The sequence below is a fragment of the Fuerstiella sp. genome (assembly GCA_022447225.1).
Taxonomy (GTDB): Bacteria; Planctomycetota; Planctomycetia; order Planctomycetales; family Planctomycetaceae; genus S139-18.
The window spans coordinates 417015-440923 of sequence record JAKVAZ010000007.1; the positions used below are offsets into that span (position 1 = coordinate 417015).

At 52.4% G+C, this 23909-nt stretch carries 16 protein-coding genes; 10 read left to right on the top strand and 6 right to left on the bottom strand.

All coding sequences use genetic code 11. The annotated features are described in order from the left end of the window. Positions 1–99: 99 nt before the first annotated feature. Both MK110_09075 and MK110_09080 read right to left on the bottom strand, forming a co-directional pair. On the bottom strand, positions 100–1617 hold the full coding sequence (locus MK110_09075; protein ID MCH2211442.1) for a hypothetical protein: 1518 nt from the start codon (positions 1615–1617) through the stop codon (positions 100–102). A gap of 182 nt (positions 1618–1799) precedes the next feature. Then, positions 1800–2525 (bottom strand): alpha/beta fold hydrolase, encoded by a 726-nt coding sequence (locus tag MK110_09080; GenBank protein MCH2211443.1) that lies wholly within the window; start codon positions 2523–2525, stop codon positions 1800–1802. 767 nt (positions 2526–3292) lie between these two features. On the opposite strand from MK110_09080, the gene MK110_09085 reads away from it, so the two are divergent. Next, the gene (locus tag MK110_09085) at positions 3293–4498 is read left to right on the top strand and encodes a Gfo/Idh/MocA family oxidoreductase (protein ID MCH2211444.1); all 1206 of its coding nucleotides are present in this window, start codon (positions 3293–3295) and stop codon (positions 4496–4498) included. A 166-nt stretch (positions 4499–4664) separates the two neighbouring features. Here the strand turns inward: MK110_09085 and MK110_09090 are convergent, their stop codons facing one another. Together MK110_09090 and MK110_09095 are read right to left on the bottom strand one after the other, a co-directional pair. Next, positions 4665–5939, bottom strand: coding sequence for a hypothetical protein (locus MK110_09090; GenBank protein MCH2211445.1), 1275 nt, complete (start codon positions 5937–5939; stop codon positions 4665–4667). A 515-nt stretch (positions 5940–6454) separates the two neighbouring features. Next, the gene (locus MK110_09095; GenBank protein MCH2211446.1) at positions 6455–7444 is read right to left on the bottom strand and encodes a hypothetical protein; all 990 of its coding nucleotides are present in this window, start codon (positions 7442–7444) and stop codon (positions 6455–6457) included. Positions 7445–7514: 70 nt separating this feature from the next. Between MK110_09095 and MK110_09100 the strand changes: the two genes are divergently transcribed. The 5 genes from MK110_09100 to MK110_09120 all read left to right on the top strand — a co-directional run bounded on the left by MK110_09100 (position 7515) and on the right by MK110_09120 (position 12028). Then, positions 7515–7703, top strand: coding sequence for a hypothetical protein (locus MK110_09100; protein ID MCH2211447.1), 189 nt, complete (start codon positions 7515–7517; stop codon positions 7701–7703). Between the two features lie 51 nt (positions 7704–7754). Further along, positions 7755–8624, top strand: a complete 870-nt coding sequence (locus MK110_09105) for an NAD(+)/NADH kinase (GenBank protein MCH2211448.1) — start codon at positions 7755–7757, stop codon at positions 8622–8624. 137 nt (positions 8625–8761) lie between these two features. Continuing rightward, complete coding sequence (hslV, locus tag MK110_09110; protein MCH2211449.1) at positions 8762–9349, top strand: ATP-dependent protease subunit HslV; 588 nt, start codon at positions 8762–8764, stop codon at positions 9347–9349. Next, a complete protein-coding gene (hslU, locus tag MK110_09115) occupies positions 9337–10683 on the top strand; it encodes an ATP-dependent protease ATPase subunit HslU (protein ID MCH2211450.1) in 1347 nt (448 codons plus the stop codon). Before hslV ends, hslU begins: the two co-directional genes overlap by 13 nt. A gap of 163 nt (positions 10684–10846) precedes the next feature. Continuing rightward, entirely contained in the window at positions 10847–12028 is a 1182-nt protein-coding gene (locus tag MK110_09120; GenBank protein ID MCH2211451.1) for an LptF/LptG family permease, read from the top strand. 125 nt (positions 12029–12153) lie between these two features. On the opposite strand, the gene MK110_09125 is transcribed toward MK110_09120, so the two are convergent. Continuing rightward, entirely contained in the window at positions 12154–13068 is a 915-nt protein-coding gene (locus MK110_09125; protein ID MCH2211452.1) for an N-acetylglucosamine-6-phosphate deacetylase, read from the bottom strand. 329 nt (positions 13069–13397) lie between these two features. Further along, on the bottom strand, positions 13398–14378 hold the full coding sequence (locus MK110_09130; GenBank protein MCH2211453.1) for a fatty acid desaturase: 981 nt from the start codon (positions 14376–14378) through the stop codon (positions 13398–13400). Positions 14379–15066: 688 nt separating this feature from the next. Here MK110_09130 and MK110_09135 point away from each other — a divergent pair. From MK110_09135 to malQ, 4 genes are all read left to right on the top strand, one after another. Then, on the top strand, positions 15067–17484 hold the full coding sequence (locus MK110_09135; GenBank protein ID MCH2211454.1) for a PSD1 and planctomycete cytochrome C domain-containing protein: 2418 nt from the start codon (positions 15067–15069) through the stop codon (positions 17482–17484). 3 nt (positions 17485–17487) lie between these two features. Further along, positions 17488–18963: a DUF1501 domain-containing protein gene (locus MK110_09140; protein ID MCH2211455.1), complete on the top strand. Its 1476-nt coding sequence runs from the start codon at positions 17488–17490 to the stop codon at positions 18961–18963. 567 nt (positions 18964–19530) lie between these two features. After that, positions 19531–22011, top strand: coding sequence for a glycogen/starch/alpha-glucan phosphorylase (locus tag MK110_09145; protein ID MCH2211456.1), 2481 nt, complete (start codon positions 19531–19533; stop codon positions 22009–22011). A gap of 139 nt (positions 22012–22150) precedes the next feature. Continuing rightward, complete coding sequence (malQ, locus tag MK110_09150; GenBank protein MCH2211457.1) at positions 22151–23653, top strand: 4-alpha-glucanotransferase; 1503 nt, start codon at positions 22151–22153, stop codon at positions 23651–23653. Positions 23654–23909 lie beyond the last annotated feature (256 nt).

Sequence of the window (23909 nt, forward strand, 5' to 3'; positions counted from 1 at the left end):
CACTTTCTGCCGTCCCGGTGTGATGTAGAGAATGTTGGGTTTCGGCATTACTGCATCGGAACCAGTGAAATACTGTTTGAGTGTTTCACTAGTGCCGTATTATTTTTGAAACTGAAACGCATACAGTTTGCAGTCCTGCAGGTGAAAACGCAGACGGACTGCCCGGCCGGCAAGTTGGTCGAGGTCGTCTCCTGTCTGCCAGCGCACCGGCATCCGTACAGAGTTACCGTTGATGGCAACTGCATCCGCTTTGGTGAATCCTTCAACGGGCCTGTTCTGTTCATCGAGCAGTTCGACGCGGACCGACCCTCCTCCGCTGGTTTCCACGTTCAGTTCCAGATGCCGACCCGAGAATCGGATTAATGGTGTGGTAATCCGGCCTCCACGGTAGTCTGCGTCCGCCGAGACAAAGCCATCCAGTCGAAGTACGGCTCTTCCAATACCGGTCAGATGAACTCCTTCTGCCGCCTCGTCGATGATTCCGTCGTGATCTCGATTGGAACCTACATAGTAGATCCACAACTCATCGCCCATGCGAACAGGATGCGGCATCGCCCAGACGTATCGTGAGTCGAACGTTCCGTCCGGGCCTGTGGACATGAATGGTTTTCGCCCGCCGACCCGCTGAAAATCCTTTCCATCCCGACTGACAGCCAACCTGACATCGAAGCCCGAAGGTCCCGGTCCTTTGGCCGAACGGGATTGCCAGTGCCAAAATGCTTCGGCCAGCATGATGTAGACATCTTCAGCGCCCATACAGGGAAACACGTCAGCTCCGTAGAAGTCAACCGGTGGCTGTGGTGTGTCGGTCTCATAAGTTTCCAAATCGATTTTATCGGCTTCCATCACAATCTGTTCGTTGTCCCAGTGCTGCAGGTCATCGGATTCCAGCCGTCGTACCGTTCGATAACTGGCCTCACGTGGTGTTTTACGGAACCACTTTCGCGTGTACATAGCATAGCGCCGGATGTTTGGATCCCAGAAGACGACGGTCTGCGTGTCCCAGCCCCCAGGACCCGGATTGAGTGTGGCGAATTTCTTCCAGTGAATTCCGTCCGGCGAACTGTGCATATGCAGCTCTTTACTGGGATAAACTTTCGCCTGGTTCTTGAAGCGTTGTTCGGGAGGAGCTAGGGGGTCAATCCACACCGAACTGCCCCCGATGGGCCCTGGCAGCACCACAGAGTTTTCTTTGGAACCGTCGAGGTTGTACAGGCCGACGTTTAGCTTTTTGAAGTGGAGACCATCAGTCGATTCCGCATAACTGATGCGAAGGTCCTGCCAGGGATCTGTAGCAACCGGCTGGCGAAAGTCATACCAGATTTTTACCTTGTCATCGTGTTTGAGGACGCTGGAATAGATTCCGATGATATTGCCCTGTTCCCACGCCTGATCCGTTCTGAGTAATACCTTCCCGTCGCGCCGCGGAGTGTTCATGACCAGTTCAACACCCAGGCTTGAAGCGATAAAACGATCATCGACGAACAATTGTTTTCGAGTACCGATGTCGATGGCAGTTGCCGGATTTGCCTCCGCGCACGGAGCCGGGATTCCATTTAGGAACACCGGTACAAAGAATGAAATTAACAGCAAGCTGACAGATCCGCGTTTCGGCATTTCCTGATTCCTTAAGAGTTCACCCGTCAAAAACAATCCCTGACAGTTCCCTGTCAGGCACTCATGTCATCGGATCCGTTCGGTCAGTCCTCCGGCGCTGGAACCGGTGACCGGGGCAATGTTGTCGGTATGGATACGATCGACTGATAGGATTTTTAGGTGTGTGATTGAGTTGATCGCATTCATTGTTCCGGACGGTCCTGTTGCATCAGCAGTTCGGCCAGCTTGTCCGGAGCGGTAATCATGGCATCGTGTCCGGTTGCCAGTTCCGAATACGTCCACGAGTTATCGTGCTGAACGCGGCCGGCAAACTGGTCGAAAACACCGACTGCCGGATCACTGCAGTAGATGTAACTGTTCGCAATGTGCGACGTTTCGGGATTGCCCAGCTGGACAGTGTCACTTTTGGTTTTCAGTGGATGCGGTGTTAATCTTGGGCGGACCCAGGCCAGATCCTCCTCATCGGTTACCCCAAACGCTTCTACCGGAAAAATGCACGGCAGCCGAAAGCCATCACCGTCTGTTTCTGTCTTTTCCTCAAACAGCTGCCAGACTTCCGGTGGTTGATAGTCAGCGAGCGATTTGCCGTCTTCCGGTACAAATGCGTCCAGGTAAACCATACGGGCGATGCGATCAGCAGCCCTTGTAGCCACACCCGCGATGACCATTCCCGCGTAGCTGTGTCCGACCAAAATCACCTGTCGCAGGTCTTCAAACTCCAGTACTCCCAACACGTCCTGGATGTGTGTTTCCAGTCCGACATCTCTGGTCATCAGGTGCTGACGTTCTCCCAGTCCGGTCAGTGTCGGCGTGAAGACGTCATGACCCGCTGCTTTCAACAACGATGACACTCGTTTCCAGCACCATCCTCCGTGCCAGGCACCATGTACCAGCAGGTAGGTTGACATGCTATTCTCCTTAATGTGCATTGAAATCAGGGATCCCGTATTGAATCGCTGTCGTTGAGAAACTCAATCTCCACGATGGAGACGTCCTGCAACAAAATACAGTCCGTCCACTGGTGGCTGAAATGATCGACAGTGATGTCTTTGATTTTTCCGGTCATTTCCCAGCGTTGTGTTAATCCATGGGCCGATTTGCGGTGTTTCCGATTTCGTTCTGAGTCTAACAGACTGGATTGACACACTGGATATCTCAGGCCACCTTTATGCTTTGCAAGCAATCACGATAATTTCAAACGGCCGGTGTTTGAGTGGTCCTGGATCCCGTGGACCTGAATTGGATTTTTTACCGGAGTTCGCCATCACCGGTTTCTGTATGGGTACGTGAGAGAATGAAACAGGCGATGAACTGTTGAGAGAACACCCTGAGAACGTTTGTGGGATTCCATTTTTGGAAAGCCGAGGGGAAAATATACGTGACACAAAACTCGTTTTCCCCGCCACGTTTTTCGCAGACTGTCCCGGAGAGTAACGAATGTCACTGGCCCGGGTGATGTTCGCTTCCACAGCAAAAGATTGTCGAACGCCGACTGTTGCCGGAAAAGAACCGGTCGGACAATCAGTGATCGTGTTAGTTGCCACTGGATTTTAACGCCGGTATCCTGCCGGCTCGTGTGACCGTGTTCTGCGTGGTTCCAACCGTTACTTCCGGGACTCACAGTGATTCAGGTACCGGTGTCAGTCGATTCGGCCCGAGGTGAAAGAACGTCTACATGGACATCGAAACAACAAATGGTTCACTCTGTCGTAAACTGAGAATGGCTCTGGTCGGAGGAGGACAGGGAGCGTTTATTGGCCGTGTTCATGCGACGGCAGCAGTGCTGGACAACCGGGCATCACTGGTTGCCGGTGCGCTCTCGTCGAATGCTGAACGTGCTAAAGCATCAGCTGCATCGTACGACATCAGTGAATCGCGAGCCTATGAGTCCGTCACTGAATTGATTAACAGTGAATTGTCGCTGCCCGCAGATGAGCGTGTTGATTTTTTGAGTATTGCGACTCCGAATCATACTCACTTCGATATTGCCAGGTCTGCAGTTGAAGCGGGCTTTAACGTAATCTGCGACAAGCCAATGACATTTGATTTTGCTCAGGCGGAAGAGCTTGTGCAAGCTGTGGAAGCCAGCGGTGTCGTGTTTGCAGTGAGTCACAACTACACGGGTTATCCACTTGTTCGCCAGGCTCGCGAAATGATCTTGAACGGTGAACTGGGAGAGATTCAGGCCATCCGTTCCAGTTACATTCAGGGCTGGCTCAGAACACGGCTGGAAGATGAAGACCAGAAACAGGCAGCATGGCGCACCGATCCCAACAGGTCGGGGGCAGCCGGAGCGTTCGGTGATATTGGAACGCATGCCTATAATCTTGGTCGCTACATGACCGGGTTGCTGCCGGAAGAACTGTCGTGCCATCTGAAGATATTCGCTCCGGGGCGCAAACTGGACGATTACGGTCATGCCGTCATCCGTTATGAAAACGGAGCATTGGGCACGGTTACGGCGAGTCAGATCTCCCATGGTCGCGAGAATGATCTGTCTATCGAGGTGGATGGCACGAAGGGAGCTTTGTTCTGGAGGCAGGAAGAGCCGAATATGATGATTGTTCGCCGGAACGGCGAGCCTCACAGGATGTATACACGCGATCCGAATGCTCCTTTCATGAATGATTCAGGTGCCAGTGCGTGTCGTCTGCCGTCCGGACATCCGGAAGCGTTCTTTGAAGCATTTGCCAACGTGTATCGCTCAGCCTACGACGCTATGATTAACCGTGCCTCGGGGGCAGCCGTTGAGCCAAAGGATACGATTTATCCTAACGTCTACGATGGAGCGGAAGGTATGCTGTTCATTGAGAAGTCTGTTGCCAGCAGTGCTGACAACGGTGCGTGGGTTTCCTGCAACTATCCAGGCTCCCGACGATAGTTTGTGTCGGCATGGGAAATGTTTGGTCATCGTCAGTCAGCACTGTTTACATATCTGATCAGTCGGTCGGCACCAGCCATGCTGTGAGGATTAAGATACAGTCAATTACGGCGACCGTAAAAAAAGAGTGGGAGTCGTGAAGGCCGGGCAATACTCAATGCCAGTCCTATGTTCGGGCATAAGTGGACTCACGCGGCGTCTGATACCTTACATTCAGGTGAGGTGTTTCCAGTTGTTTTTGTCCTGTTCCCAAAGATCGGCACCCCGCTTCAACCAGTCCGCCTGTTAGCAGTGTTCTCTCTATCGGATATGGTGCCGTGCCGGTCAGGAAGGTTTGCTCAGCTTTGGACATCAATGCCGCAGAATAAGTCACATTCGGTTTGGCTGGCAGATAGAACAATGTTGACAGCGGTTCAGTCTGCCCTCTGAGTCTGGCAGCGAATGTGAAATCACTGACCAGGCCATTCATTAGTAGCATCGTTGCCCTGACACCATCTGCATATTCAAATCGGTACAGGATGGGATCACTGACCCACTTGCGAATCTGATCGGGGGTCGGGTATCGATGGCTGAAGGAATCCGGCTGGGCCAGTGTCTGGCTTCGCGACAGACAAGCTTCAAACAGTTGCGGATCCCATCCCCCGTCAACCCAGTTTTCATTTTTCATTGCCTGCCAAACCGAATCACCCTGCAGTGCCTGTATGGATACGACACCCGTTTCACCTCCGCGTCGTCGCTCAGCCATACACTGTATGACTTCGAGTGCGTGAAAGTCATAGCTGTCAATCCTTCCTCTGGCGACACACATCAATTCCTGCACCTCTGCCCCGTAAGGAAGATCGACGTCCGGCATTCGCCAGGTTACCGGTAATGAGGATCCGGCATTCAAAGCAAAGTCCAGTTCGTGCGAGACGTCCACCATTTCTTTTGCCCAGTCCCATTTCCACGACAGGTGCTTGTCATTAAAGACGGGCAACGATCGGCCTTCCTGCCGAAAAACATCCGTCACCTGGCTGAAGAATTCGTAGCGAGGGTACTGAGTCTGCTGATATTCATTTTTAGGATAGTCGCCGTGTTCGCCGATGATCAGCACTGCATCGACGGCCAACTCCGGGCCGCCACATCGCAGCGTTTCTGCGATACTGGAATAGATCGGGAATCCGAATTCCTGAGATCGCTGACGACTGAGGTCACTCTTTGGTGTCTGATCAACATAAGCGCTAACCACATCAAACGGTGGATGATGCCAGCGGCCATTGACCGGGTAGCCCACGAGGAAACGTTCTGCCATGTGCCAGGCATGGGAGGGGTACCGCCATACGGTCGTGACAACCGCAAGACGCTTCCTGCGAGTCATCAGGCTGCTTTCGGTAGCGCGCATTGATCCGGCGGCAAAGAGTCCGGCGGCAGTGGAGCCCAGAAATTTTCGTCGTGTGACCATCGTCAGTTGTTTCATTACATTGAAGGATACAGGCAAACTGATCTGACCTGACTGCAAATGTTTGAACACTCAGCCGGCGAACCAGTCCGGAATCATTGAGTACAAATGTGTTCAATCGGTGCCGCATTATCGGAACCGGATTTGTGGAACACATAGATATGCACAGCAGGTGCCCGGTGAAAACCCGGGTGACAACTTATTATAAGGCCACTGTACGACAGTCGGACACCCGCAGGCCATTCCGGATCTGCAGGTACCGCATTTTTTTATCTCACATAATTTCTGAATCCGTGACATCCTGGTGAGGATTTTTTCGAGCCGATATTGCATAGCGCTGGAGCGAATGGTGCGACAATTGCTGTTCCAGTGCACCCCCTGACTTGTGTTGCTCCCGAACCGTCCTCGTCCGGGACTGACCATGCGATGTCAAACCGGCGTGCAATTTGAACTCAACCGTCGTCAATTACTCTGGGGATCTCGACATCTGTCGGACGATCGATCCTGCGGCGTTGTGTTTAAAACACACTGTCCGGAAGTTGACGTTCGTCAGCAGTCGCCGCTGATTCAAGCTGAAGCAGGGTTTCCCGGGGCGTTTCCATGTGGACACCTTCGAATGAGGGTGAAACCGGTAACCGTGTGAGTTGGTGTGACCGCTGACTGCGATTTGCGGCGTCACTGGCCGTAAAACTCCAGATAACCAACCCCAGTGTTCCACATGTAATCAGGGCCAGCCAGACCAGCCACGGTGTTAACCGATCGGCCCGGGAACCAGCGGCGCCGGGAAGTTGTACTCCTGAAATCGTTCCTGCCAGGAACAGCGGAGCAATGCTGAGTCCGCTGTCCGTACCCGACGCATAAGCCTCTCGCTTAAAAAAGTAGCCCGAAACAGTTACCTCAGGCGGATGCTGTTCAAACTTCGTTGAAAACGGAAGATCGGCTGTGGCAGAACGAGCCACCACATGAACCAGCCCGTCACCGGAATCCTGCAGGGTTATCCAGGCATCAACGACTTCACCATACTCCGCTGACGGATTTGTCAGTGTTTCTCTGGTTAGACGCCGAAGCGTTCCGGTTAGTTTCCATGGACGTCCCCGACATTCTTCGGGGGCGTCCATGAATTGTGCATACCGTGCTTTTGGAAGTGTGCGAATTTGTTTTTCAGTCAGTCGGTTGGCAAGCTCCATGGAAACAAACCATGCCGTGGTTTCATCCGAACTCACCCCAATCTGGTTGTCTGAGATGGAACGAATCAGATCCTCGCGAAGAACCTGGACCTCAGCTTTGCCCGGTTCCGGACGAAAAACGGTATGATTCAGTCTGGGGTGATCGTCGGCTGTTGTGTTGGCCGCGGAAGTGTCCGGGAACAGCTTTGCCCAGAATTCGGCCTTTCCGGCAATCCGACTGCCAATCAGGACCAGGCCAAGAGTCATCAGCATCAGCATCAGCCGAAGCTGGTGCTTCCGGGTAATCAGGCCCCTTGGCCGTTCTTTCGTTCGAAACCGCAACCCGACTTACCCTGTGCTTGCTGGAGTCGTGAGTGGTGCTGAGTCCGTCGTCCAGGAACATCTGGACCGTATGACACAAAAAAAGAATATAGCCGTTGTTCGGCAAAAATCCCACAGTAATACAGGTGCGACACCTTGTGGAGATCACAATGGGGTTGAGTACCGAAAGAACGAGACGGTCGGACCGGACTTTCGGACGCTGTCAGGAACCAGTGATTCGATCGACGTATTCGTGGGAATCAGTGGTTTGATGTCGTAGCATTTGTATGCTTTGAGTTGAGTCCCTTGATTCCCGGAAATTCAGTCCTGTATGTCATGTCCGCCGATAAAACTGATCGTCCTTACCGGAAGCGATCGTCCGGAGGTTCAGCAGGTCTGGCGAGCGCTGCTGCCCACACTCAGTCAGACCGACGGAATCGAGGTCGTAGGTGAATACCCTCGGTCCAGGGATATAGAGGACAGTGTTGATGCTGATATCGTGGTTGTGCTCGGCGGCGACGGTTCGATTCTTCGCGGTTGTCGACAGTTGGGACGTCAGCAGATTCCGATTGTCGGTATCAACCTGGGACAATTAGGATTTCTGGCAGATCTCACGCTGGAAGAATTCCATCAGCATCTTCCGCAACTTCGCCGACGTGAATACTCAGTTGCTGAGTACCTTATGTTTGAATGCACCCATGTGATGAAAGACGGATCCTGTCACATCGATCTGGGACTCAATGAGGTTGCGGTGACATCAGCGACTGCACTGCGGATGGTCGACATATCACTTGAGATTGATGGTCAGTCGGTCACAACCTTCAGTTGCGACGGTTTGATTCTGAGTACACCGATCGGGTCAACCGCTCACAATCTGTCGGCTGGCGGACCTATTTTACGTCAGGATCTGCAGGCATTCTGTATCACGCCTATTTGTCCACACACGCTGACAGTTCGTCCGATCGTGGACACGGCGGAGCGAACTTACTGCCTTTCTGTCGGCGAAGCCGGTGGTGGAGCCACTCTGGTGATTGATGGTCAGATCAATCGGCCAATCGTGCCGGGAGATCGCATCAGTGTTTGTCGTGCGCAGCCAACTTTCAAGAAGGTTCATTTTTCCGGACACAGTTACTATTCGACACTGCATCGCAAACTGGGATGGCGCGGTCAGCTGGATTATCGCCAACGCAGGGGACAATAGTCTGCCATCAATTCCGGTACACGAGACCTATAACGGCAGATAATCAGAACCCTGTAAAGTAAACAGGGAAGTTGCTAAGTTTGTGGACAAGCGGTATTGCCACGCGTCTTGTCAGATTTAATATTCAGAAGCGGCTCATGAACGACCGGTCACCTCAGATAAATTCTGTTAATCGTGAGGAACTGCGCTGGCGATCAACCACCGTGGTGTCTGTACGTCACGAAGGCAGAGTTGTGCTGGGGGCAGACGGTCAGGTTACATACGGCAACACGATCATGAAGTCTGATACACGCAAGCTGCGTCGTATGCTGGACGGAAATGTGCTTGTTGGGTTCGCTGGATCCACAGCCGATGCATTTGCGCTGATGGAACGATTTGAAGAAAAACTGAAGGATTATCCGGCTAATGTGGCACGAGCCGCCACTGAATTGGCACGTGACTGGCGCACTGATCGCATGCTGCGGAGACTTGAAGCGATGATGCTTGTTGCCGACAAAGATGTAACTCTGCTGCTAACGGGACAAGGGGATGTGGTTCAACCGACAGACGGAGTGGTGGGAATCGGATCCGGCGGTCCCTTTGCGACAGCAGCTGCCAGAGCACTTGTTCGCCATTCCGATTTGACCGCGGCCGACATTGTCAGGGAATCACTGCGCATAGCGGCAGAAATCGATATTTACACAAACGACAGTATTATTTTAGAGGAGCTTCAGTGTTCGAGCTGACACCGCAACAGGTTGTTGAAAGACTGAGCGAACACATTGTGGGGCAGAATGATGCGAAGCGGGCCGTCTCGATTGCCCTGCGAAATCGCTGGCGCTGGATGAATCTGAACGAAGAGATGCGCCGTGAAGTGACTCCTCGTAATATCCTGATGATCGGTCCGACTGGTGTGGGCAAGACTGAAATCACCCGACGTCTGGCAAAACTTACCAGTGCCCCTTATATCAAGGTCGAGGCTTCCAAGTACACTGAGGTTGGTTATTACGGACGTGATGTGGAAAGCATGGTTCGTGATCTGGTCGAGGCGGCAATCGGTCTTGTTCGCAAGACCAAACGTAAAGAGGTCGAAGCCGCGGCAGAGGAACGTGTGGAAGATCGTTTGCTGGATCTCCTGGTTCCCTTTGAACCGGTATCCGTGGATGAGGATGATGACGCCGAATCGCAACAGGCCCGTAATGAGCGAACTCGTGCAAAATTTCGGGACATGCTTCGGGACGGCCGACTGGAAGAACGTACGGTCGAATTGTCAGTTGAACAGCGAAATTCGCCTGTCCAGGTGTTCACTAATATGGGAATGGAACAAATGGACATGGATCTGCAGGGCATGCTGGAACGCATGATGCCTCGCCAGCAGAAGGATCGAAAATTAACAGTTGCTGAAGCCCGGCAGGTCCTGCACGAACAGGAAGTGGAGGGACTGCTGGACAATGAATCAATACAGGAAGAAGCGATCACGCTGGCTGAAGAGACCGGAATCATTTTTATCGACGAGATTGACAAGATCTGCAGTTCATCTGAAGGCAGTCGGTCGGCGGATGTGAGTCGACAGGGAGTGCAGCGTGATCTGCTGCCGATTGTGGAAGGCACCACTGTACAGACTCGCTACGGAACGGTATCCACCGAAAAAATAATGTTTATTGCGGCTGGTGCGTTTCACCGCGCTCGCCCTGCGGATCTCATGCCGGAACTTCAGGGACGTTTTCCTATCCGGGTCGAACTTCAGGATCTGGAACGCGAAGATCTGGTTCGCATTCTGACAGAGCCCTCGAGTTCCCTGACTCAGCAGTATTCCGCAATGCTGGCCACAGACGGTGTTACGCTCGACTTCACTGACGATGGAATCGAAGCAATTGCTGATACGGCATTTTTTGTGAATCAGTCGACTCAGAACATCGGGGCACGCAGGCTGCAAACAATCATGGAACGACTGCTGGAAGAAGTGAGCTTCGCGGCTCCGGATTGTGGTCCACGGTCGCTCACCGTCGATCGGGATTTTGTGGAATCCCGACTCAAAGGCGTCCGGGATGATGAAGATCTGAGTAATTTTGTGCTGTAGGTCAGGTCCGGATTCTGTGAAATCCAACAGTTTCGGCAGGACCCGGACACTGTCCGGAATCTGATATTGTCGCGGAGTCGGGTCGGTCTTACGCTTCTGACACGGCAGAGCCTGCATTTGGCTGTCATGTTTTTCTTTGATTCGTTCCGTGCGGCAGGATGCGTTGAAGCTTCTCCAGCGACATATTCTCTGGGAACTGGTTCGTGTGTTCGCCATGTTACTGGCAGGACTCACGGTGATGCTGGTCTTTGTCGGCCTGTTGCATGAGGGCACGGAACGTGGACTGGCACCTCGTTTCCTGCTGCAGATAATGCCGTTTGTGGTTCCCAGTCTGCTGCCGTTCACGATTCCGGCTACTTTGCTTCTGGCAGTGACAGTTGTTTACGGGCGAATGGCAGGTGAACTTGAAGTTACCGCAGCCAAGTCCGCCGGAGTCCACCCCGTCAGACTGCTGACGCCTGCCTTTATTCTGGGTGGCGTTCTGACAGTCGCCTCATTTGCTTTGACGGACCGTGTTATTCCATGGGCTGTTACGAACATCGAAACAGTCGTTACTCAGGCTACTGAAGACATATTTCTGGATGTCCTGAAAACTCAGCATCACTTCAGCAGCCCGACAGACGGTTATTCTATCCTGGTTGATGACGTACAGAATAAAACTCTGATCATGCCGTCATTTACCTACCGTCTCCCAAATCATCAGCAGATTTCTGTCAAAGCAGACTGGGCGAGAGTTCAGTTCGATGTGAAGGACCGGAAGGCAAAATTATATTTTAAAAATGCCGCTGTAAGTATTCCCGGCCAGGATTCTGCCGGTCGGATGAAGGAATGGGAATGGGAATTTGACCTTAAGGAAGAGTTGGGCGGTAAAAAGCCTCGACACCTTACAATCGAGGAAATTCGTCAGCGGGTCGTGAAAATTTCAGTGGCGGAATCAATCAGTCGGATACAGCTTGATCAGGAAATTTCCATGTTACTGCTCATGGGAGAATTCGACCTGCTTTCGTCCCGGCAAACCGAACAGTTTGATTCCGACAGGTTCTGGGCCCTCTCGAGTAAACAACGACTCGAGACTGAAATTCATACCCGGTATGCCATGGCCGGAAGCTGTCTGTTCTTTGCGTTTCTCGGTGGACCGTTTGCGGTTCTGCAGGCTCGACGGCAGTTTGTAACGAGTTTTATCCTGTGTTTTTTGCCTATCCTGCTGATCTATTACCCGGTTACTTTTCTTATGTCGAATCTCAGTAAGACCGGCAGTGTGGGGGCCTGGTGGTCCATGTGGATCCCCAATGCAATTGTGGGCTTGGCCGCAATACTCGTGATGCGACGCGTTATTCGTCACTGAGCCGGATTGTTGTCACAGGCAGGTGATGTGTGATTTGATGCCGTACCACGGATACGGATCGTGCCTGTGCACACAAAATCACTGCGGGATACCATCTGGCCCCCAGATGTCGAAGGACCGTGTTATTAGGATTCTGTTCCGACTGCCTGACGCGGGTTCTTATCAATCAGCCTGCAGATCTCAGTTTCATCAAGTCCAAGTTGTTCTCTGAGATTGGTTTGAACTTCGGGCATTGTGATAGTTGATCCCGCCAGATTTTGGGAACCAGGCCTGCGGGCGACACCGTGAACATCAACTTCCACGGTGATTCCCGAAACTTCATGCAGTCCCGGCTGCAGCGTAGCTGCAGAAATGGCATCCGTTACCATCACCGCACGGTCAATTCCAACCAGATCCAGGTAATTCCGCAGAGCATAAAAGCTGACGTGAGCTCCGTCCGGAATAAATGAAACCCACAGATCGTTGCGACAGGCCAGAAACCTCTGCAGTACATTGTCGTGCCGGGGAAGTTGAACCGGACACCCGTTACCGAAATGCGTCACCATGCTTAAACCGGAATCGATAGCGTTTTGAAGCTGCTGCATCGAAGGATTGCAGTGTCCGGCAGCGACCGTTACACCCAGATTTGTCAGCATTCGTATTGTTGCCCCGCTGGGATCCTGCTCAGGAGCCAGCGTGACGATACGAGTCAGGCCGGCGGCTGCATCCAGCAGTCGTTTCATATCGTTAATATTTGCCGGTAACACGGCCTCGGGCGGGTGTGCTCCGATATAGCCTGCGGTCGAATTGAGGAACGGGCCTTCAATATGAACGCCCGCGATAACATCCTGGGCCAGTGTGCTTTCCTCCCGAAGTCGTACGAGATTGCTAAGTTTGTTAACGAGTGCGTCAACAGTATCCGTGATGACAGTCGCCAGAATCCTGTCAACACCGTCCCGCTTCAGTGTCTCGCAGGCTGTCTGTAACTCATCAGCAGTCAGCGACGAAGAACAAAAATCAGCGCCAGCGTATCCGTTTACCTGAAGGTCAAATGGTCTCATACTTTTTGCAATCGATCATGTCAGGCTGATTGGCAGGAGAAGTTGGAACAAAGGTGCCAGAACCGACACAGAAGTTACTCTCACGGATACGCTGAGAATTCCGGGACTAGTGGTATGCCTTCGTCAGGCCAGGGGGCGCCTTGTGTGTGCCATCACGTGAACGCTGAACAACAGACATCAGCCGCATCGAACTTAAGGAGGGCGGGTAGTTCATTCCGACCCCACAACGCCGGGGATTGATGTTCAACCCGGGAAATATTCGCAGATCGCCACTATTATTGACAGTTGTCAGTGACGACTGCGTGCGGTGCATGCATCACAGCAGATGATTACGCAACGGCTTCTTCTGTTCGGCGACCTCGCGGGATCCGGTCACGAACATCGTATGCAAGTCCGACTGCCCGAAGAACGCGAATCGACCACCACGTGATGTCAATTTCCCACCAGCGATGTCCGGCAGGGGCAACAGCGGGATGAGCGTGATGGTTGTTGTGCCACCCTTCACCGTACGCCAGAATCGCAACCCACCAAAGATTACGTGATTCGTCGCGCGTATCGTAGTTGCGGTATCCCCAAAGATGGGTGGCTGAATTCACGAACCAAGTTGAGTGATATGCCAGTACCATACGCACACACATGCCCCAAAGCAGCATCGAAAGTGCCATCGACCAGCCGCCAATCAGACCTCCCGTCGCCAGAAGAGCCAGCCCCTGTCCCCACAAAATAAAAACAAATGCCCGTTCAAAAAACAGCAGCATTCGATCATGGATCAGTTCCGGTGCATACCGTCGGTACAGGGTTTTCTGTTCGTAGTCATTTCGGCTTATGAAGAGCCACATCAGATGCGACCACCATGGTCCTTCCAGTGGAGAGTGAGGATCTCCTTCGTGATCAGACCTCTGGTGGTGGAGTCGATGTGTTGCTGCCCACGTTAATGGAGATCCTTCTGCAGAAAGTGACCCGGCCAGCAGGACCATAAACTTTGCCGGAGCGCGCAGTTTGAAAGACTTATGAGCAAGATAGCGATGATAGCCCAGGCAGATGCCAATGCTGCAGGTCAGCCAGTGAAAAACGACACAGGTTGCCAGTCCGGTCCACGAAAAGAAGAACGGAGCAATCAATGCTCCCACATGGACTGCCACCAGAAACAACGTGACGATCCAGTCAATGTTGTCCCAACGCAGTCGGTCCGCAGCAAAAGCGGCCCGGAGTGTTTCTGTTTCTTTTTCTTTTGTTGCCTGTGTCTGTTGTGCAAGCACATCAGGAGAAACCCTGCGAGAGGTTGTGACTCCTGTGAGGACTTCGCTCATTCGTTGACACTTTCCGACAGCGAAGTCGTGACTGAAGACTCCGCCTGGTAATTTTGATTCGGCACATCAACTGCCTGAATAATGGATAACGGCGACGAACACTAAGGACATTATTCATCTGCTGCAACTGTCTTTCGTCCCGCTGAAGTCACCCGATTGTCAAAAACGTGTCATCGGCATAAAGCTTTTTGCTGTAATGGGTTAAATGAATAGATGTGGAGCTGTTCGAGTGTGTTTTTCAGTCTTTCAAAGTTGCAGAATGGTGATTGTCCGGTTGTTCACTGCGTCAGCAGACGACGAGTTGGGCTGTGTGTGTCGAATAAGGCAAATGAAGTTGGGTTTCAGCGGAGAGTTCTGTCGAGTCTGCCGGGGGTGTACAGCAGGCAAGTCTCACTGTCTTGCTCGCGGAATATGCACCGATCGATGCCAAATTGGTGCAATCTGGCGGACCGGAGGTTCCTCGGAAGTCGGGTTGCGGACCGGTTTGGGCTTCGAAAGCCGCGAGTAACACTGTTCGTGTGAATACTTCTGAACACCGATGACATGTTTTTTGCGGCCGGTGGGCGGATACGTGAAACAGAGGTTTGGTAGACTGTTATTTTTCCTGGATGGACGTCAAACCTAAGTTTGTGTCACGAATACACTCAACGAACCATATTCGATGTTCCTGAATCAAATGACAACGACGATGTTGAATCACTTTCCTCTGGCTGTATGCCTTTGGGCTTTCTGTGGAACGCTCGTCATTGGGGAAGACACAGTTTCTTTCAGTCGGGATATTCGTCCGATCTTATCGGACAGGTGCTTTCAGTGTCATGGTCCGAATGAAGAAGCTCGTCAGGCAGAATTACGCCTGGATATTGACGATGAAAAGGAAGGTCCGTTTCGAGATCGCAACGGGCGACGGGTGATTCAGCCCAAAGATCCGCTGTCGAGTGAACTCTGGTATCGGCTGACGACTGATGACGAATCCGAGCGGATGCCCCCTTCGGACTCTCACCTTCGGACGCTGACGGTATCTGAAAAGGCGCTGGTCAGGAGCTGGATTCTCCAGGGAGCCCAATACGACGATTTTTGGGCATTCGTGCCGCCACTGGCAGCAACGCCACCGTACGTCGAGGACCCTCAGTGGCAGTCTCCCATTGATCGTTTTGTGCTGGCCCGGCTAAACGAGAAGAATCTGAGACCGCAGAGTGGTGCCGACAGACGAACACTGATCAGGCGAGTGACGTTTGACCTGACGGGGCTACCACCGGGAACAGACGACATTCGTCGCTTCGCTAACAACTCTTCTCCTCAAGCATGGGAGATTCTTGTCGACCGACTCCTGGCGGCACCTTCTTACGGTGAGCACATGGCAAAGTACTGGCTTGATCTGGTGCGTTTTGCTGACACGAACGGCATTCATCATGATCACTATCGTGAAACCACACCGTACCGCGACTGGGTGATTCGGGCTTTTAACAATAATCTCCGTTTCGATGACTTTATCACATATCAGATTGCCGGGGATTTGTATGAGGAATCGACAATTGACCAGCAGATTGCGTCCGGATTCAATCGTCTGCACCTGGTAATCGATCGTGGTACCGCATTACCCGAGGAAAGTTACACGCGGAATGTGGTGGATCGTGTCTCTGCGTTTGGGACGGCGTTCCTGGGACTGACGCTGGGTTGTGCTGCCTGTCACGACCACAAATATGACCCATTGTCTCAACGCGAATTTTATCAACTGTTTGCATTCTTCAATAATATTGATACGGAGCCGGAGACACCCGGGAGAAACAGTCATCATCCCGTCATTCTGCTGCCGACTTCCGAACAGGGAGAACGGTTAAGACAGATCGAGAACGGCATCGAGTTCACTGGAGCCAAGATCAAAGAACTGACAGATGTACTTAGCAAACTCAGCTCGGACGATTCTGTGCGTAAAAGCGACGTTGAAATCCTGCTGAAATCAAAGAAAGAGCGACTCGAGATACTCAAGAAAGAGCTGGATGCCGTCGAACGGACCGTCGCTGTGAGCCTTGTTTCGAAAGAGCGAACCGACATTCGACCGGCTTATCTGCTGATTCGCGGCGCTTACGACCGGCCGGGAGAACAGGTGGAACGAAACACTCCCGGATTTCTTCCCGGCCTGAATGCCGCCGGAAGCACCGTCACCCGTATGGATCTTTCTCACTGGCTGACTCAGGAACAGCATCCTCTGACGGCACGTGTTGCTGTGAATCGGTTTTGGCAGCAGTTCTTTGGAGTCGGCCTCGTAAAAACGTCGGAGGATTTTGGAGCGCAGGGTGAATATCCCAGTCATCCTGAGTTACTGGACTATCTTGCAGTCAGGTTTGTGGAGTCCGGATGGAACGTAAAGGAGCTGGTTCGGTCAATTGTCCTGTCACAAACATACCGGCAGTCTTCGCGTGCACCTGCGTCTGCCTTTCGAGAAGATCCCGAAAACCGCCTGCTCGCCCGGGGCTCTCGGTTCCGGCTTGATTCTGAGATGATTCGTGACCAGATTCTTTCAGTCAGCGGTCTGCTGAATGAGTCCATGTACGGCCGCAGTGTTAAGCCGCCCCAGCCACCAAACCTGTGGAAGAGCGTGTCGATGGTTTCGTCAAGTACGTATGCCTTCGAAGCGGATGCGGGGGACAACATTTACCGTCGCAGTCTCTATTCATTCTGGAAACGTGCCATGCCACCGCCTCAGATGACGATTTTCGACGCTCCTACCAGAGAAAGCTGCATCGCCAGACGCGAACGAACCAATACCCCTCTGCAGGCTCTCGTTCTCATGAACGAAAGCCAGTACTTTGCTGCAGCGGAAAACCTGGTACACCGGATTTTGGTTCGCGAACAGAGGGACGATCAGTTGCGTCTGGCTTTTGCCTTTGAATCAGTGACATCCCATCTTCCTGGTACGACTGAACTGATGAGCCTCAGGAACGGACTGACTGCGTTTCGTGCTGCTTATCGGGATGACCTTGAGTCGGCCAGGGCCATGACGACCGATACAAAGCAGGCGAGTGACGCAGAACGGGTGGAGATCGCCGCCTGGACAATGCTGATCAATTCTCTGTTCAGTCTGGATGCAGTGAAGACACGGGAATAAGACATGGATCCTTTGCAGACTTACCGGAACCTTCAGTCCCGACGGCAGTTTCTGAACCGCTCCAGGACGGGACTCGGTGGTGTCGTACTCAGTTCGCTGGCTGCTGACCAGGCTGCAGCTGGTGCGGTCAACACACCACATTTTGTGCCGAGAGCCAAGCGTGTCATTTTTTTGTTCATGGCCGGTGCCCCGAGTCAGTTGGATCTGTTCGACTACAAACCTGATTTAGCCGATAAATTCAGAGAACCACTGCCGGCTGACGTTAGAGACGGTCAGCGTGTGACGGCCATGACAAAAGGAACGGATCACCTGATTCAGCCGACAATGTTTCGGTTTGCGCGTCAGGGACAAAGCGGTCTGTTTATGTCGGAATTACTGCCGCAGCTTTCGACCGTTGTCGACGATCTGTGTTTGATCAAATCGATGAACACAGATGCCATCAATCACGACCCGGGCAAAACGCTGATCTGTACCGGATCACAGATCCCCGGAAAACCCAGCCTTGGTGCCTGGTTGAGTTTCGGTCTGGGAACGCTCAATAGAGACCTGCCGGATTTCATTGTATTGAATTCCGCCTTCTGGTCCGGTGACCAGCGAAATGTTCAGGCCCTGTACAGCCGACTGTGGGGCACAGGGTTTCTGCCATCCGAACATCAGGGTGTTGCATTTCAGTCTTCCGGAGACCCTGTTCTGTTTTTGTCCAATCCGGATGGGGTGAGCCGAACCAGTCGGCACCGTATGCTGGACCTCGTCACTGAGCTTAATGAGACACACGCCGCTGAGGTGGGTGATCCGGAAATCCAGACCACGATTGCGCAGCAGGAAATGGCATTCCGCATGCAGGCTTCTGTGCCGGACCTGACTGATATCAGTTCTGAGCCTTCGTCAGCTCTTGAACTATACGGACCGGAAGTTCACAAGAGTGGATCGTTTGCGAGAAATTGTCTGCTGGCACGGCGGATGGCAGAACGGGGAGTTCGGTTCGTTCAGATCTATCACCGAGGCTGGGATCACCACTCAGATCTGCCAAAAAAAATGAGGGGACAGTGCTACGATGTTGATCAGCCATGTGCCGCGTTGATTAAAGATCTGAAACGCCGCGGATTATTTGATGATACTCTGATCGTGTTCAGTGGTGAGTTTGGTCGCACGGTGTACTGCCAGGGCGGGCAGAGTGCTAACAGGTACGGACGTGACCACCATTCCGGGTGCTTCACGGCGTGGATGGCGGGCGCAGGTATTCAGGGAGGAATCGAGCATGGGCAAACTGACGAGTACAGTTACAATATTGTTGATCGGGATGGCCAAAAAACAACTCGATTTGAAGACGGAGCAGTCCACATTCGGGATCTGAATGCCACCATTTTGTATCTGCTGGGGATTGATCACCGGAAACTGACGTTTCGATTTCAGGGACTGGACCAGAAGCTTACCGGTGTCGAAGAAGAATCCCACGTGGTTGAAAAAATTCTGAGTTGAGAACGTCTGGCGATCGAATTCAGGTTCCTCTGACAAACCGGTGCGCAGGTCCTTTGTTCACGAGGTGCTCACCAGGTCGAGAGAATATGTGTGACTCGCTGGTCGGCATGTTTTTTCTGATGACGGCGACGGCGCAAACGGAAAAATGTTGAACCGATTTCATTTAGAACAGTGTGATCAGTGGCGGAAGATTGAAAATCCTCTCCAACGTCCCCGCAGAAACCGTTTGATTAGTGTTGACAGGAATTGCACACGCTGAATCTGGTTCGCGGATAACGGGTACTGCTGCTACATTCGGTTGGGTTATCGGGTGACTGTTTCGGTTACACAACGTTTTTGACCGGTGCCTGGCCGGCAGGTGCGTTTTGCATGCGAAGAGTCCGTTTGTTGTTCTTAGTCATGAGCACATCATTCCTCTTTAAAATTTACCGGGAATCATTCTTCAGAAAAATCGATTTACTGAGCTGAGCCGCAGCAGGGGATGACCAGTGGGTGTGAGGACTGTGGTTTGTACACATTTGTTGTTTTTTACATGTTCAGAAATTGTTAGTGCTCAGCGATATTGACATGTCCAACGTTGTTCAAAAATCTTCGACTGATGAGACAATTCCGGAAACGGACCACTGTCTCGCGGGAATAGAGAGTGAACTTCATCGCCATTTGAATTTCACGCTGGGACACCACTCCGTAGATGTGGAGCCCCATTACCTGTATCGCGCCCTCGCAATTGCAGTTCGAGATCGTTTGGTTGGGCAGTGGAAAGCCACTCGGGACCGGATTACCAGGAGTGGAAAGAAGCGAGTGTCCTATCTCTCGCTGGAATTTCTGGTTGGACGATCGCTGACCAACGCCGTTTTGAATCTCAACCTTGAGGATTCCGTGCGTGCGGCGCTAAAAAAGTACGGCAGCAGCCTGGAAGAATCAGCGGAACTGGAACACGACGCCGGTCTTGGTAACGGAGGTCTTGGACGTCTGGCCGCCTGTTTTCTCGACAGTTGCGCCAATCTGCAGTTGCCCGTTGTGGGCTACGGCATCCGCTACGAATACGGCATGTTCAATCAGCATATTGAAAACGGGCGGCAGGTGGAGGATCCGGATCAATGGCTCAGAGACGGAAATCCGTGGGAACTGGAACGACCGGAGGACACCCGAAGAGTTCATTTTTACGGTCACTCAGAATACTTTGTCGACGATACAGGAAAGGCACGTTTTCGGTGGGCCCAGGCCCAGGAAATACTGGCTGTGCCGCACGATATGCCGATACCAGGGAACGGCAACGGAACTGTCAATACTCTTAGACTCTGGCGGTCGTCGCCGACTGACGAATTCAACCTCGACGAATTCAACGCGGGTGGTTATTCGGAGGCAGTTGCGGAAAAAAATCTGGCCGAACAGATTTCCATGGTGCTGTACCCGAACGACGCCAGCGAAAACGGCAAAGAACTTCGATTGAAACAGCAGTACTTTCTGGTGTCAGCCAGTCTGCAGGATGTGATCGATGAATGGATTGCGATTCATGGTGAAAATTTTGAAGAATTCGCCAGCTACAACTGTTTTCAGCTGAATGATACACATCCGGCCTGTGCGGTTCCTGAACTGATGCGTCTGTTGATGGATGAGCATGGACTGGAATGGGATGCGGCGTGGAGAATCACGCAGCAGTGTTTGGCTTATACAAACCATACCCTGCTGCCCGAAGCGCTGGAACGCTGGTCGGTGTCTCTGTTCAGTCGTCTGCTGCCGCGTCTGATGGATATTATCCATGAGATCGATAAGCAGTTTCGGGCGCAGTTGGCTGAAATCTGGCCGGATGATGTCGGGATCAGGGAACGTATGTCGCTGGTAGAAGGTGGACATCATCCTCATGTTCGCATGGCTTACCTGGCGATTGCAGGCAGCTTTTCGGTGAATGGAGTTGCCGGTTTGCACACGCAACTGCTGCAGTCCGGATTGTTTGCTGATTTTTACAAATTGTGGCCGTCGAAGTTCAACAACAAGACTAATGGAGTCACTCAGCGACGCTGGCTGAGTCATTGCAATCCAGGTTTGCAGGAACTGATTGACGATGCCATTGGTACCGAGTGGCAGTCCGACTTTCAAAAAATTTCTCATCTGGCGCCTTGGGCCGAAGATGCGGAATTCCGGGAACGCTGGCACGCGGTCAAACAGGCAAATAAAGGAGCGTTAATCAGTTATGTTCTGGAACAGACCGGAGTGCGACTGACAGAACATGCACTGCTTGACGTACAGGTCAAACGCATCCATGAATACAAACGACAGTTGCTGAATGTTTTGCACGTGATCCATCTTTACGACAGGATCTGTCGAGGTGACGTGGATGAGATGGTGCCTCGCTGTGTACTGATCGGTGGTAAGGCCGCGCCCGGTTACCATGTTGCGAAACTCATCATTAAACTCATTAATGACGTGTCTGCGGTCGTGAACAAATCAACCAAAACCGATGGGCTGCTGAAGGTTGTGTTTCTGCCGAATTACTGTGTGTCAGCAATGGAAAAGATTTGTCCGGCGACGGAACTTTCCGAACAGATTTCGACCGCAGGCAAAGAAGCTTCGGGTACCGGCAACATGAAATTTATGATGAACGGAGCACTTACGATTGGAACTCTTGACGGGGCCAATATTGAGATTCGAGATCAGGTCGGTGAAGAAAATTTCTTCCTGTTTGGAGTGACAGCAGACGAAGTTGCAAACACCCGGCGGACTTACGATCCTAACTCTCTGATTGCTGCGGATGAGGATATTCAGCGTGTGATGAACCTCCTGGAAAACGGGCACTTCAATACGTCCGAGCCGGGAATCTTCAATATCCTCACTGCGGGGCTGCGAAACGCGGATGATCCGTGGCTGACCATCGCGGATCTGCGAAGCTACATTGATGCCCAGCGGGAAGTCAGCAAATCTTACCAGGACCCGGCCAGCTGGAATCGAATGAGCATCCTGAATACGGCGTCCAGCGGATGGTTTTCCAGTGACCGCACGATTCAGCAGTATGCCGATGACATCTGGAACGTTAAGCCGGTGAAATAAATGCGCACGCAGGCTGTTTCTCAGCATGGAACACAGGGCATTCTGCGAGTAATCGTAAGTCACAAGAATTCAACGGTGCGATTGACCGTGTTTTGAAAATGTCGGTAGGATCGCGTCGGAACAGATTAGAAGTTTCTTGATGCTGTTTCCTCGATCCTCAGGCATTCTGATGCCGGTTTTTAGTCTGCCGGACGGTCCGGGAATCGGTGATTTTGGTCCCGGTGCATATCGCTTTGTCGATTTTCTTCATGCTGCCGGGCAAACCATCTGGCAACTTTTGCCTTTGGGGCCGGCGGCAAAGGGCGATTCGCCCTACAGCAGTTACTCAGCTTTCGCGGGAAATCCGCTGCTGATTAGCTGCCAGCCACTTGTGACAGCCGGCCTGTTAAATGAAAAACAACTTCGCGATGCAGGTTACTATGGGACGACGAACGGACTGGCAGACTACGACAACGCCCGCTTAATTCGGCAACCACTGTTGCGTGAGGCCTGGTCCGTGTTTCGGTCCTCTGATGACCGTAACCTGTGGCGGGAGTTTTCTGACTTTTGTGATCGAAATCGGTTTTGGCTGTCGGATTTTGCCAGGTTCGATGTGCTGACGACGGAGTACGGAGATCCTGACTGGTCCCGGTGGGCAACGGAACTCGTTCACCGTGAACCGTCAACGATTGCAGAGACCGATCGTCGACTGGCTGCAGAGATTGAATTCGTTAAGTTCCAGCAGTTCCTGTTTGCCGGTCAGTGGAAAAGACTGAAGGAGTATGCGAATCATCGATCGGTTCGCATTTATGGAGACATGCCGATCTTCATTGCGTATGAAAGCGCTGATGTCTGGAAAAATCAGGAGTTGTTTTATCTGGATCAATTCGGTCGTTCACTGGTTGTGGCGGGTGTTCCTCCGGACTACTTCAGTTCTGACGGACAGATGTGGGGTAACCCGCTGTATCGCTGGGAGCAGTTGGCGGCGACAGACTATCACTGGTGGACGCAGCGGTTCCGACAGGCGCTGGAACAGTTTGACATCCTGCGCATTGACCACTTTCGCGGATTCGAATCGTATTGGCAGATTCCTGCCGATGCCGAAAATGCTGTAAACGGGCGGTGGATGCCAGGACCACGCTGTGGTCCGTTTTCAGCCGCCCGTGAGGTCCTGGGAGAACTGCCAATTGTCGCAGAAGACCTTGGGCTGATTACAGAGGAAGTGCATACGCTGCGTGACCAGCTGGGCTTTCCCGGCATGCGGGTTTTGCAGTTCGGTTTTGAGAACGAAGAGGATGTCTATCATCGTCCGGAAGCCTATCCGTCACACAGCGTTGCCTACACGGGGACTCACGACAATGACACCGTTCTCGGTTGGTATCATCAGCGCACTCAGCAGAATTCTGCTGACGATTTCCTGAATCGATATATCCCGCATCAGGCGGATCAGGTTCATATTGACTTAATTCGGCTGGTTCTGAATTCCGCTGCGGATACCGCAATCATTCCGATGCAGGACGTGTTGGGACTGGGGAGTGAGGCCCGGACCAACACACCTGGTAAACCCGATGGCAACTGGAAGTGGCGCTACTGCGGTCCGCTGTGGTCTAAAGAACTGGCTGAAACCCTGCGAACGATGACGAAATCAGCCGGGAGAATCTGAGACGTTCATAGAAACGTGTCTTGTGAACTCTGTTCGCAAATTGATTCCGTCCGCGTTATGTTGTGGGCTGATAACGGACTTATCTGCACCTGCTGAGGTTCCACACTTTTTTCACGAACCCGTCATTCAGCGTCTCGAACGGTGTACGGTCTGGTGACTCCGGTATGCGGCGCACAGACACTTCTATGGACCGTCCGGGTTACCTGCGGCGCGTTCTGTTTTTTTCGGACGAATATTTCCGCTGCTGTACCCGGGG